10 protein-coding genes and 1 pseudogene are annotated in these 13539 nt (G+C 64.4%); 6 read left to right on the plus strand and 5 right to left on the minus strand.

The window, feature by feature from the left end; genetic code table 11:
* Positions 1-107 precede the first annotated feature (107 nt).
* From ACSSVZ_RS13440 to ACSSVZ_RS13465, 6 genes and pseudogenes are all read left to right on the plus strand, one after another.
* A complete protein-coding gene (locus ACSSVZ_RS13440; protein WP_453970767.1) occupies positions 108-260 on the plus strand; it encodes a hypothetical protein in 153 nt (50 codons plus the stop codon).
* A gap of 233 nt (positions 261-493) precedes the next feature.
* A complete protein-coding gene (locus ACSSVZ_RS13445) occupies positions 494-1927 on the plus strand; it encodes an alkaline phosphatase D family protein (RefSeq protein ID WP_453970769.1) in 1434 nt (477 codons plus the stop codon).
* 536 nt (positions 1928-2463) lie between these two features.
* Positions 2464-3147, plus strand: a complete 684-nt coding sequence (locus tag ACSSVZ_RS13450; RefSeq protein ID WP_453970771.1) for a plasmid mobilization protein — start codon at positions 2464-2466, stop codon at positions 3145-3147.
* 18 nt (positions 3148-3165) lie between these two features.
* Complete coding sequence (locus ACSSVZ_RS13455; protein ID WP_453970773.1) at positions 3166-4914, plus strand: relaxase/mobilization nuclease domain-containing protein; 1749 nt, start codon at positions 3166-3168, stop codon at positions 4912-4914.
* A 109-nt stretch (positions 4915-5023) separates the two neighbouring features.
* Positions 5024-5778, plus strand: a protein-coding gene (locus ACSSVZ_RS13460) for an IS5 family transposase (protein ID WP_453970775.1) whose coding sequence is annotated in 2 segments (ribosomal slippage) — positions 5024-5357 and positions 5357-5778 — 756 coding nt in all. Because the reading frame shifts where the segments join, the coding sequence is not laid out codon by codon here.
* Positions 5779-5857: 79 nt separating this feature from the next.
* A pseudogene (locus ACSSVZ_RS13465) lies at positions 5858-6956 on the plus strand (IS630 family transposase).
* 264 nt (positions 6957-7220) lie between these two features.
* Here ACSSVZ_RS13465 and ACSSVZ_RS13470 read toward each other — a convergent pair.
* The 5 genes from ACSSVZ_RS13470 to ACSSVZ_RS13490 all read right to left on the minus strand — a co-directional run bounded on the left by ACSSVZ_RS13470 (position 7221) and on the right by ACSSVZ_RS13490 (position 13536).
* A complete protein-coding gene (locus ACSSVZ_RS13470; RefSeq protein ID WP_453971066.1) occupies positions 7221-8132 on the minus strand; it encodes a PaaX family transcriptional regulator in 912 nt (303 codons plus the stop codon).
* Positions 8133-8324: 192 nt separating this feature from the next.
* A complete protein-coding gene (locus ACSSVZ_RS13475) occupies positions 8325-9989 on the minus strand; it encodes an AMP-binding protein (RefSeq protein WP_453970777.1) in 1665 nt (554 codons plus the stop codon).
* A gap of 4 nt (positions 9990-9993) precedes the next feature.
* Complete coding sequence (locus ACSSVZ_RS13480; RefSeq protein ID WP_453970778.1) at positions 9994-11535, minus strand: bifunctional 3-(3-hydroxy-phenyl)propionate/3-hydroxycinnamic acid hydroxylase; 1542 nt, start codon at positions 11533-11535, stop codon at positions 9994-9996.
* A gap of 25 nt (positions 11536-11560) precedes the next feature.
* Positions 11561-12727, minus strand: a complete 1167-nt coding sequence (locus ACSSVZ_RS13485; protein ID WP_453971067.1) for a thiolase family protein — start codon at positions 12725-12727, stop codon at positions 11561-11563.
* Positions 12727-13536, minus strand: a complete 810-nt coding sequence (locus ACSSVZ_RS13490; RefSeq protein WP_453970780.1) for an enoyl-CoA hydratase/isomerase family protein — start codon at positions 13534-13536, stop codon at positions 12727-12729. The genes ACSSVZ_RS13485 and ACSSVZ_RS13490 overlap by 1 nt, the downstream gene beginning before the upstream one ends.
* Positions 13537-13539 lie beyond the last annotated feature (3 nt).

A 13539-nucleotide genomic window follows, 5' to 3' on the forward strand; every position in this document is an offset into this window, starting at 1 on the left:
GTTCAGGGGAATAGCGCTTCTTCGGCATTCTCAGCTCCAATGTTGGAGCCGAAATCTAACTCACAACAGTGGCCACTTGCCGGGGAGCAGGCCACTACCGCTACGTTGTGCTGACTGACGAAGTGCGCGACCCCGAGGCGGTCGCGCTTACCCGGTTCAAGGCGGGCGCGACACCTGATCTCGGCCCGGCCGATGGCGAAGAGCACGATCTCAGCACCTATCATATCGGTGAGCACCGGCTGCATCTTGGTCAGCCGTAAGTAGCACGGTTCGATTCCGCTCTGCATTTGCGGGGCGGTCGACGTCTGGCGTCCACCGTGAGACGGGGTCGGATTGCGCGGGGGTAGCCGTCGGGTTGCCCAGAAGGGTCCGGGCTGAAGCACGGGTCATTGCTTCGCACCCGTTCGGAAAGAGGAGCCTGTCGGCAGAGCACGCCGCGCCGGATTCGGATTCTACCTTGTGATGCCGGCTTGGCCACAATAGCTGACGTCGCATGTCCGAGAAGATCGTCCCCGCCATCGGCCCCATCCTTTTCCTCGACGAGGCTTCGGAAGGCTGGCTGCATCTGTCCGCCCTGTTCATCACGGGAAAGCAAGATGCGCCCGCACCGATCGAGCTTGCGGCGCTCACGGTGCCCCCTGCGCCAATCGCAGAGTTTGACAACGCCATCGTCTGGCGCGCGCGGTTCTCCCTGCCGGCGAACCGGCCATCCGACTACACGTGGAACGGAGAAACGTACGACGTCGCCGGCGACCTGACGGGCGACATGCGTCTTGCCTACGTCTCCTGCAATGGGGAAGAGGTGGGCGACTTGGGCCGTGAGGGCTCCGAACGCAACGTCATGTGGGCGCGCCTGCGCGACGAACACCGCAGGCGGCCTTTCGCGCTCATGCTGCACGGAGGCGACCAGGTCTATGCCGACGAGGTCACCCGCGGACACGACCTGAGCGAAGGGTGGCCGGAGCAGCTGCCGGAAGACCCGTCTCCGGCCGCTCGCGCCGATCTTCGACACCATCTGCGTGAACGGTTTTTCGAGCGCTACGCCGCGCTGTACGCCGCGCCGCAGTTCGCGTGGCTCGCAGCGCGCGTGCCGTCACTGATGCAGTGGGACGATCACGACATCTGCGACGGCTGGGGATCGCTGCGGCGTTCCAGGACCTCGTCACCGGTCGGTCAGCTCCTGTTCGGCGTTGCACGCGAAAGCTTCCTGATCTTTCAGCAGGCAGCGATCGACGGCGATCTTCCGGCCCGCTTCGCCGATCCGTCCGGCACGCACCTGGGCTGGGCGATCGAAACCGATGACCTGCGCATCCTCGCGCCGGATCTACGCTCGGAGCGTACGCGGCAGGCGGTCATGGGTTCCGGCGGCTGGGCGATGATGGAGGCGGAGGGCACGCGCCGCTTGCACGGGCACACGTTTCTGATGTCCAGCGTTCCGCTGCTCGGCCCTCGCCTGTCGCTGATCGAGACCGCAATGATGGCGGTCCCGCACATGCAGAAATACGAGGACGACCTGCGTGACCAGTGGCAAAGTCGCGCGCATCGCGACGAATGGAGACGGATGCTGCGCCTGGTGCGGGACATGGCGCACAGGGATCGCCACAAGGTGACCGCCATCTCGGGAGAGATCCATCTGGCCACACGGGCGGTACTGGATCTGGGAGACAATGTCCAACTCCACCAGCTGGTGGCTTCCGGGATCGCGCACCGGGCGCCGCCGAAGGCATGGGCACGCGTCCTCGGGGCCTTGTCCTGGCTGGGCGAGGATCCGCTCCCCGAGCATCCGATCCGCATCGCGCGCCTGCCCGGACAGCCGACCCGATTCGTGGCCGAGCGCAACTATCTCGTCCTCGAGCGCCAGAACCACGCATGGCGCGCCTGGTGGGAGCTGGAAACTTCCGGCCCGACCCCGGCCCTCGACATCTGAACGGGACATCTTCCAGACCCGTCCGGCCAAGTTCAGCCAGCAGATGAACCCAAGCCAGAAAGAGCAAGTTAGAACCGTCGGAGCTCTGCAGCCGGCAGCGAGATTGTGGGGCCGCTGCTTCCACGCGGTCGGGCAAATCTTCATTGGGCAAAGCGCCTGCTACGGGTCTGCACCGCGGCCCCGACTGGGCTGTCCTGGCGTACAGGCGGGGGCTGCCGCTTTCTGTTTCGTTGACCCGCGTTGGCCATTGCGGAGACGGTACTGGACATTGTGGAGCGTATTCGTTAAGTATTGAATAAACTATTCGCACCCGTATTGCGGTTTTTGTCCTGAGTACCCATAACAGATTCAGGATAAACATCAGTCGTATGCGGGAGGCAAGATGTACGTTGTCCCACATTTATTCGCATCCCCTCGCCAGAGACTGGCTTCGGTGACGGCTCATAAACGGGCCAACCTGTCCGGCATTCGCCCCCTGACGGGGGCTCAAGCCGGGACGGATCTTGGGGACGCGAGGCGCGTCCCGGAGGTGCGTCATGGGGCGTAGGGCGCTTGCCGCGGAGGTGCGCCAGGCGGCCATCCTGGACGTGCGGCTTCCGGATTCCCAGCGCGCCTTCATCGCGGAGTGCGCCGCGCGTGGCGGCATGGCGGTTGCGGACTATGTCCGTGCGGTCCTGGCCGGCGCGCGGCGCCGGCCATACCGGCGCCAGTTCGAGCGGCTGAAGACCGACGCGAAGATCCGGGTGCGGATGACGGTGGCCGAGCTGGATCGGCTGCGGTCGCTTGCGCGGGATCGCGGCATGAGCCTCGGTCGCTATGTGCGCCTGGTGCTCTCCGGGGCCCGGCCGCGGGGTCGGTCGGCAGCACCGCAGGCACTGAAGCAGGTCGTCTACGAGCTTCAGTCCATGGGGGCGAACTTCCGCCAGCTCGCGACGAGCTTGGGGGATCCCGACTATCTGGAATGGCGCACCCATGTGGCGGTGATCCTGGTGCGCGACTGCGTCCGGGCGGGGGATCGGGTCGAGGCCATGGAAGAGCTGCTGGGTCCGATCAACCGGGCCGGTCACCTGCTGAACGCGCTCGCCTACCGCGCCAATGCCGGCCATGCCGTGACCGAGGTGGAAGAGGCAGACGTGCTTGAGGCCGTGGCCGCAGCCCTCCAGCCGCTCGAGGACTGCGTCTGGGCGGCAGAGGCTGGGTCCGGGGCCGGCTCCGGGTAGCGGGCGAGGCGATCGGTCATGCGGTTCAAGGTGGGCAAGCAACAGCCGGCGAGCTTCCGGGCGGCGGCCCTCTATCTGGCGGGCCAGACCCGCAAGCATCGCGAGGCCGAGCGGGCGCGAGAGTCGGAGCGCGGTGCGGGACGTTCGGGCGGACGCGGCGACGACGGTCGCCTTGGCGAGACGTCGAGCCCGGAAGCGCGTGGCGAGCGGGTGCTCTGGGTCGAGGAGCGTGGGCTCGGCACGACGGAACCGGAGGAGGCTGCCCGTATCATGGCGATCACCGCCGAGCGGTCCCAGCGGGTACGCCAGCCGGCGCTCCACTTCATCGTGGCGTTCGACCCGAAGGACGCCCGCCGCGGCCGGGTCGATGAGGACTCCATGCGGGAGATCGCCGGCGAACTCGCCGAGAAACTCGGACTGAACGACCATCAGATGCTGATCTACGCCCATGGCGACCGCAAGCATCCCCATCTCCACTTCCTGGTGAACCGGGTTCACCCCGAGACGGGCCGAGCCTGGAGCCAACGCAACATCGGGCGCAGGCTCACCACGCTGTGCCGCGAGATCGCCGAGGAGCGCGGCCTCAATGCGCTCAAGGAACGGAGCCGAGAGCGGGAGCCCGGCAGAGACAGCGATCGCACCGGACCCGTCTCCGATGGCGAATACCGCACCGCGCAGCGTGAGGGCCGGGAGCCGAAGGCGCCGTTCGACCGGGACGCGCTCGCCGAGCTCAAGACCAGCCTTGCCCCTGCCTTCCGCGAGGAGACGAGTTGGGCAAGCCTGAGTGGCCGGCTGGCCGCCCAGGGCCTCTATCTGCGCGCCAAGGGTCAGGGGCTGATCGTCACCGACGGCCGCGCCTATGCCAAGCTCTCCCAACTCGGCAAGACCATCCGCCTGAAGGAGCTGGAAGACCGATTCGGCGAGCGCTTCGCCGACTACTATGCGCGCGAGGCAAGAGGCCTCGTTGCCGAACGCGAACGGGACGGATCGAATGCCGAACGGAGGACGGGAGATCGCGCGCACCAAGCCGGCACGGATCGTGACCGCGCCGGGAGCGGATCGACGGGCAACGAGCACGGCGACCTGGACAGCCTTCACCGTGTTGAGGCCGCCGACTTCGAATACCGACGCTGGGCGCTCCTCGACGAGACGCTGACGGCTTCGGAGCGCCAGATCCAACGGGCGGACCGCACGACGCGCAAGCGATCCTTCGAACTCGATCGCAACCGCGGCCGCGAAGTCGTGACCTACGACCGCATGCTCGTTCACATGAAGAGGCTCTTTGCCGACCCGGCCAAAGCCCACACGCGCTGGACGGCGTTGGAGCGGGAGCTCGGCGTTGGCGACGCGGCCGAGCTGGTCGGCAAGAGGCCTGGTCTTCTCGGCAGCCTGAGCCGGGACACGAAGGCGGGCCGATCAGGCCGCCCCACGGCCAAGAGCTGGGAGGCGCTCACAAAAGCCCGGACCCGCTGGCGCGACGCCCAGGCGGAGCTGGCGGACACCCGGCACAAGATGGAGCAGGCCCGCCACGCCGCCGACCGGGTGCGCTCGAACTTCCGCCACCTCCAGGCCCAGGTCGGCGAGCGCGCGCAGGTGAAGCGCTACCTCCGGCGCTCGATCCGCATTCGCGCCCGCGCCCTCGACCGGGTCAATCATCGCATGTTCGAGAAGAGCCAGCTTGCCGACGAGCGCGTCGAACAGCTCCATCGTGCCTGGCGACGACACCATGAGCGGGAGAGGGAAAGAGAACGCGGCCGAGGGCGGTAACGCCGAGCCGTGGAATGCTCATATCCCAGGATCATCCTCCTCGACCTAGGCTCAGGACCTATTAATTTCCATTGAGATGTGATTCACGCTCTCCGACGAGGAGGCCGTGATGGGTGATTTGTTTCTGCTGAGCGAGCGCCAGATGGCGCGGATATCGCCCCATTTCCCGCTGTCGCATGGGGTGCCGCGGGTCGATGACCGGCGGGTGGTAAGCGGGATTGTCTACGTGATCCGCAATGGCCTTCAATGGAAAGACGCGCCCGAGGGCTACGGGCCGCACAAGACGCTCTACAACCGCTTCATCCGCTGGAGCCGCATGGGGGTGTTCGACCGGATCTTCGCGGGTCTCGCCGGCGAGGGGCCGAAACCCGAGCGCATCATGATCGACGCGACGCATCTGAAGGCCCACCGGACGGCGGCAAGCCTGCTAAAAAAGGGGATGTTCCCCGCCGTATCGGGCGAACCAAGGGCGGGCTGAACTCGAAGCTCCACACCGTTTGCGACGGTGATGGACGGCCGATCATCCTGCTCCTGTTGGAAGGTCAGATGAGCGACCACAAGGGCGCCCGTCTCGTGCTAGACGCCTTGCCTCCGGCCGACCACCTGATCGCCGATCGGGGGTACGACAGCGCCTGGTTCCGCGCCGAACTCGAAGCCAGAGGCATCAAGCCGTGCATCCCATCGAGCCAGAGCCGCAAAGTCCCCTTCGCCTACGACACAGTGCTTTACCGCCAGCGCCACAAGGTCGAGAACCTGTTCGCCAAGCTTAAGGACTGGAGGCGCATCGCAACACGCTACGACCGGTGCGCCCACACCTTCTTCTCGGTCATCTGCATCGCAGCCGCCGTCATCTTCTGGCTCTGATCAATGAGTCCTGAGCCTAGTCATCTGGAACTGAAGTAAGTCACATTGTATACTGCGGCTCGTTCACGAGGAGAACGGCATGGCGAACGCACGTGGCCGACCGACAGAACCTTTAGTTTTGAAGCCGGAGGAGCGCGAGTATCTGGAGCGGCAGGTGCGCCGACGGCGGATTGCGCGGTCGATGTCAGAGCGATGCCGGATCATCCTTCGCTGCGCCGATGGCATCCAGAGTAAGCTCGTTGCCGCCGAGTTGGGTGTGCATGAGCACACGGTTGGGAAGTGGCGGCGGCAGTTTCTGAAGGACCGCGTGGAAGGCCTGCTGGACGAGGCCTGGGCGGCCGCGGACGATCAGTGACGATCAGGTCGCCGCTGTGATTGAGCGCACGCTGCGCTCCACGCCGGCCGATGCAACCCATTGGTCGATCCGCTCCATGGCTGGCGCGACCGGCTTTTCCCATACCACGGTCCGGCGGATCTGGACTGCCTTCGGGCTGCAACCGCATCGATCTGAGACGTTCAAGCTGTCGAGCGACCCGCTGTTCGTTGACAAGGTCCGCGACATCGTTGGGCTCTATCTGTCGCCGCCCAATCGTGCCCTCGTGCTGAGTGTCGATGAAAAGAGCCAGATCCAGGCGCTCGACCGCGAGCAGCCGGTCCTGCCGATGATGCCTGGCATGCCCGAGCGCCGCACCCACAGCTATGTCCGTCACGGCACGACATCGCTGTTCGCCGCGCTTGACGTCGCCTCTGGCTTCGTAATCGGCAAATGCTACAAACGGCACCGCGCGGCCGAGTTCCTGGACTTCCTCAAACAGATCGACGCGCAGGTGCCGCGCGATCTCGATGTCCACATCATCATGGACAATTACGCGACCCATAAGACCGCACTGGTGCGCTCATGGCTCGCTCGGCGGCCGCACTATCATGTCCATTTCACGCCGACTTCGGAATCGTGGATCAACCAGGTCGAGCGCTGGTTCGCCGAGCTTACCCGCAAGCAGCTGCGGCGCGGTGTCCATACCTCCACATCCCAACTCGAGCGGGATATCAGATCTTTCATCGAGCAGCACAACGAAAGTCCCACACCGTATCGCTGGACCAAATCCGCTGACGAGATACTCAGCCCGGTCAAGCGCTTCTGCCAGACCGCCGAACATTCATTATGCAGCGAACTTTAGATTCATATGACTAGTACGAGATCTGACACTGCTCGCGGAAATTGGCGCATTCCGCAGACCAAGGCTTGGCCGGTCGCGTCCCGCAACACATACTCCCGGACGAGGATTGGCGTCCCGACGGGGTGGGCTCGCCTGGGTCGATCGGTTCAACAATCGCAGGCTGATGGTGCCCATCGGTAACATCCCGCCGGCCGAGGTCGAGTGAAGCTACTGTAATTGCGTGTCCGAAATACCGGTAGCAGGCCACCGACAATTGACACAAACTCATCCACGCTTCACATTCGGCGCTACCTTCGATCCGACTGCTGTCTCTCGAAAGTACTGTACTGCCTTGAAAGAGGTCGCCCTCTGGAGTTCTTGGAAGATGTCGATCGCTTCCTTCCGCTTCCATTCCACACCAAGCACAGATTCGGGCAGTTCAGGATCCTGAACGACGGTCTGACGAAACATTTCAATCAGGCGCGTGCGCAAGACAAACGCGTCCCTTTCAGTTAATTGCGCAAGGCTGTCCTTCTCGGCATAGGAAGAGAAGCGATCGACGAAGATCTTGTACATCCTCTTTAGATCCTCAAGCTTCCAGCCCCGCTCTATCACTTTATGGGCATCAAGCGAGAGGGACAGCTTGCCGACGAAGGTCACGACGTAGGGCTCAAGCGAGAGCTCGCTCAGGAGCGGAAGAACATCCTGTTCACGGTTACCTGGAGCGATCCAAGTACCATCCTGAAGCGTTCCAAAGCCGCGAAAATTCAGCCAACGGCTCAATCGGCCCCGCTCGAGTCGATGCTTATCCGGCACCGAATACCAAACGAGCGTCCAGTCTCCATCCCATTCAACTTCCGCTTTCCGTGAGAACATCTGGCGCCTGCCTTCCTTATGAACGGCCTCAAGGCGACGACTGATGCGATAGAACACAAATCGCCCGCGTTTGGAAGGTTCGAGGAGCCCTCTGGCAACTACGCGATTGAGCGCGATCCTCGATGCGGCGGGCGAAAATTGAAGATCGCCGAGGAGCTGCACAAGGCCTCCAGACCATACTTCTTCTCGCCCCCTCACATACTCGCCTAATAGCCCTAATATTACTTCCTGCGGCTGAAGTGTACCAAATCGCACTGCAGGTCCAGGCTGTTCTGCTACTGCAGGGGCGAAAAACGGATCCCCCCCTTCGTCGAGCGACACCTGCTTCTGCCCCAAAACGAATCCTCCAACCTGAGCAGGCTACGAACCTCCTCAAAAACTAGCAGCCTAAAGGTCGAACCAGAACGGAACGAACACTGCCCCAAAAGAACGAGGCCTCCGTTTTCGGATGAGGCCTCTTTGCGTCCGCCTTAACTCCCGATCAACAAGGCACCGACCACGACTAGGTGCTTCCTACTTCGCAGCCGCCCACTGCCGCACCAGCCCCGTCTGAACCTTTCCAACCGCATCGCGTGGAAGCGCGTCGACGAAGGTAACAACGCTCGGAACTTTGTAGAAAGCGAGCCTTTCCTTCACGTGCTCTCGAAGTTCTCGTTTAAGTGCATCGTCGCCTGATACGCCGCGTTCAAGGGCCACGAACGCCGCCACTATCTCGTGCTTCGTAGGGCACGGCGCAGGAACGACGGCAACTTCCCGAACGAGTCGATGTTCCGCGAGGACCTGCTCTACTTCGACAGGTGCAACTTTGTTGCCCGCTGTTGAGATCATATAGTCGGTGCGCCCGCAATAGGCGGCGTTGCCCTCCTCGTCGAACCTGATGAGATCATCGCACAGGGTCCATCCTTCCAATACATCACGAGCCTGCATCTCCGGACGTTTCCAGTAGGTCAAACCGGTGGGGCCCTTGACGGCCATGCGACCGATTTGCCCTTCGGGAACTGGGATAATATTCCCGTCCTCGACCGTGACTGCTTGAATGATATACCCGGGTGCAGGTTTCCCCAGCGATGCCCTCGGCGAGGGCTGTCCAACCCTCGGCACCAGAGGCCAAGTGCCGAACGCGGTGCTGCCGAAATTGTTCAACAGTTGCACGCCCTGGTCCATCCAGCCGTCGTACACATTCGACGCCGAAGCCGACTGCCACATGGCATAGCACTGCCGCAACGACGACAAGTCGTAGGGCCCCGACCGGTTGATCTCCTCCAGCATCTTCGCCCAGGTCGAGGAAAGCCCGGTCATTGTAGTGATACCGTAGCGCTGGATTGCCTCGAGCACGGCGTCCGGTTTCGAATAGTTGGGAATGAATACAGCCGTGGCACCGTTCATAACCGAGTAGATCGTATGATGAATGAGACCGAGCGCATGACCGATGGGCGCGGCGGCTGACCAGCGTTGCCCAAAATCAGCTCCTGTTGCGCGCCCGAGCGCGATGCCGCCGAGGATGAAGCGCCGATGCGTGTGATAGCATCCCTTTGGCTTACCTGTCGTTCCGCCGGTGTGCCATAGAATGGCCAGTGTATCGGCGGTCCCCTCACGGACCGGGCGCGATCCGTCCGCCTCGAGCGATCCAACCGAGGTGAATGGGGCCTCAACATCGCAAGAGCCGAAGCAAAGCACATTGCGGACGGTACGACCTTCGACGGCCGCCGATATCTCGTTAGGCGCCACCTCCGAAGCGTGCACGAGAAGGAGTGCCGGTTCGGCGTCATCCAGCAGATGACCGAGATCGTCGCGTCTTGCATAGAGCGGCACCGGGGTCAAAACGCACCCCATCTTTAGGACCGCCAGCATCGCCACGAGAGCTTCGGCCGTATTGGGGGAGCGCACGCCGATGCGGTCGCCGTCCCGAATACCTTGCGACCGGAGGCGCCGGGCCATGTCGTCGCTGAGGCTTGCGAGCTCGGAATAGGTGAAGCTGCGACCACTCTCTGCGTCGACCGCGGCGATCTCGCCGCCGCGACCGCCACGAACGTGGCGATCGCAGATCCAATCTGCGGCATTAGCCGAGCCCTCGAGGGACAGCGCATCGAGTTCGAGATAGTCCGGCTGAGCGCTCTCTGGCACGAGCCATTCCGCCGCGATTGCGGCCTGCGGGGTGTAATTGTCTCGGTTCGCCACAACACTACTCCCAGCGCATCACGGGAGGTCCCGCCAGCAGCGCTTTCTCAGAATCCGAATACACCTTCGCACCGCCACCGAACACCTGTTTCACCTCCGCCGTGATCTCGTCGAGCGTACTTGCCTCGCCAAGCACGTAGCGATCGGGCCGGACGACGACGACGCCGGCCCCCTTGCGGTCAAGCCAACGCGCGATGGTACCGTCGTCGGGCAGCTCGTCGAGCGTGGTGACGAAGGCGCCGAGGCGCCTCGCCCACCACGCGGCAGCGTCACCGAGACGTGCTCGGTCGCGTCCCACGACTAGAAAGCGCTGTCCGACGATATCGTCCAGCCATCGTCCGCCGATCGAGGGCTGGACGAAGAGCGACCCGCCTCCGTCAAGCACGAGCAGCCCGTCCTCGAGCCGCGGCAGCGTGAAGGTCATGCCGCGCGTGGGGGCGCCTTCGCGCATATAGCGGTCGCGCTCGCGGACCTTCTCAGGATCGAGCTCGCAGACGATGCGCCCGAACGCAATTGCGACCTCGACCACGCCACGAACGTGAGGTCCGCGCTCCGCCTGATAGGTCGCAAGCAGCGAATCCTCAGCCTGCCCGTTAGCCACCATATCGAGCTTCCAGGCGAGGTTCGACGCGTCGCGGAGCCCCGAGCACATGCCCTGCCCCAGGAAGGGCGGCATCTGGTGGGCCGCATCTCCGGCGATCAGCACCCTGCCCTTGCGCCATTCCTCGGCCACGAGGCCGTGGAACGTGTAGATTGCTGACCGCTCGATCTCGAACGCGTCGGCCGGCATCCAGCTGGCCAAGAGTTCCTTCACACGCCCCGGCTGCTGCATCTGCGCAGGATCCTCTCCGGGCATGAGCATGAATTCGAAGCGCTGCCGCCCCTCGGCGATCGGCGTGGTGAGATGCGGACGCTCGGGGTCGCAGACCTGCACGACGCGATCCGCGGGGACGCCGGGTTGCGGGCTGTTCAGCTTCAGGTCGAGAACCAGCCACTGCTCGTCGAAGTCGAGGCTCTCCAGCCGGATACCCAACTGCTCCCGCACCGGACTCCACGCGCCGTCGCACCCGACCATCCACGAAGCCTCGCGGACGTGTTCCACACCGTCGCGCCCGCGGCTGCGGACCTTCACGCCCTCGGCGGACTGCTCGAAGTCCAGCAACTCCTCTCCGAGATGCATCTCGCAGTTCGGGATCTCCTGGACGGTCCGCCGCAAAATTCTATCGAAGTCCGGCTGATAAAAGTACATACTCGCCGGCAGATTCGATACCGAAGGTTGATCTGCCGGCACGGAAGCGAGGACGCGGTGCCGCGCGTCCACCAGGTCAAGGCGCCTGTTGCGGATCATGGGGCGCTGCGCCTCATCAAGGCAGCCTAGTTCCTGGAGCAGCCGGAGCCCGGTGTGGTCGATATGGGCCGCTCGGGGGTGCGGGAACACGTTCGTGTCGCGCTCGATGACGGCGACACTGAGCCCGCGGCGACCGAGAAGGCCCGCAAGCGCCGCGCCGACCGGTCCGAAACCTACAATTATTACATCTGTCTTCATTATCTGGGGCTCAATTGTCTGGGGCTCACACACGCAGGATCGTGATCGCGACGGCGGCCGTATCGTCCCTGGCAAATCCGCCTGCGTTCTCTGCTAGCCCGACGGCTGGAGAGATTAGCTGGCGCTCGCCGGCCCCGCCGCGAAGCTGCAGGGCGAGCTCGTAGATCTGGGCGAGGCCGGTTGCCGCCACGGGGTGGCCGCGAGACTCGAGCCCGCCGCTCGTGTTGAGGGGGATCCGGCCGCCGAACGACGTCTCCCCTGCGAGAGCCAGCGCTCCCCCCTCGCCTGGTCCGCAGAAACCGAGCTCCTCGCTCGCAAGCAGTTCGTTAAAGGCGATCGAATCGTGCACCTCCGCTAAGTCAACATCGCCAGGGTGGAGCCCGGCTTCTTCGTATGCCCTCCCGGCCAACCTGCGGATGGCGGCTTGGCCGCCCCCGCCCATGCCCACCACGCTGGCGGCGATGCGCACTGGCTGGCATCTGGCGGCGACGCTCCTGTCGGAGGTGACCACGACTGCGGACGCTCCATCTCCGATGGGCGCGCACATGAGGGCCGTGAGGCTACCCACGATGGAGCGGGAGGAGAGCACGTCCTCCTCGGTGATCGGATCGGTGTACTGGGCCACCGGATTGCTTCCGGCGTTCCTGCGATTCTTCACCGAGATCGCGGCCATCGCGTTGGGGTCGAGGCCGTAGCAGCGCTCGTACTCAGCGATCCGCTTAGGATAGATCGAGGCGACGAAGACGCTGCCCGCGTCGGGATCTATGCCGCTGGTCTTCAGGATGTCGCTGTCGACCGCACCGTTGAGCGCGCGGAACGCGCGCACTCGCTCGGCGCTGTAGAGCTTCTCCGCGCCAACGACCAGGACGGTTCTGGCGGACCCCGCACGAATGGCCTGGACCGCTAGGTTGAGCGCGCTGGAGGAGCCGGCGCAGGCATTGTCGATGTTGTAGACGGGGATGCCCCAGAAGCCCTTCGCCCGCAGCATGGTCTGGCCGACGACGCTCGACTGGCCGGTGACGACGCCGGACATGGCATTGGCGACAAACGCCATGTCGATATCGCCGAGCGATACGTCGGCGTCGCGCATCGCGGCGTCGACGGCCTCCCCCCCCAAATCGGCCAGCGACCGGTCGAGATGCTTGCCGAAACGGGTCATGCCGACCCCGACGATATCCGGATTGGCGCCCATCACGACTTGCCGAACTTCTGGGTGAAGGCCTCGACGCCGGGCAGGAAGTTGCCGCGCCGCATACAGTCCCAGTGCACGCTGCGGTCGAGCTCCATGGCCGCCCCGAGCGGCAGCTCCGCACCGCCGAAGACGGCCCTCTTCGCCGCGCTCACACCGATGCGCCCGGCCTTGCGCGCCACATCGGCGGCGAAGGCCTCCGCTCCGGGCAGAAGAGCGTCGGGTTCGAAGAGTTGTTCGACCAGCCCCAACTCGAGCGCCTTCGCAGGGCCGACAGGCTTCGCGTCGAGGATGAACCTGAGGGCTCTCGTCGGACCGAGCAGCCGCGCCAGGAACTGGGCCCCGCCGCCGCCGCTCGGCATTGCCCCGAACAGGTCCATCTCCGGCACGCCGATCTGCAGGCGCTCGAAGGTCGAGCAGAACCGCAGGTCGCACGCCGCGGCCAACTCGAGCCCGCCGGCCAGCGTGTGGCCGTTCATCGCCGCGACCGTGAGGAAGGGCGCCTGCCGGAGCGACACGCAGACGCGGCGGAAGCGGTCCATCGTGCGATTGAACTCGTCGACCAGCCCTTCTGGACCGAGTTCGTCTTTGACCGAGGCCATCCAGCCGGCGTCCCCGCCGCCCGAGAAGACTTTCAGGGCGCTGGTCAGCACCACCGCGGCGACCGACCCGTCGGCCTCCGCCTCAGCGATGCGCCGCTCGAATGCCGAGAGAAAGTCGGGATGCAGCGCATTGACCGGCGCAAAATTCATGCACCAGGTGCGCACGTTGGCGTTGTCGGCGACCAAGATGAGGTCGTCTGCATTGCTCATGTG

The organism is Amorphus sp. MBR-141, assembly GCF_053628695.1.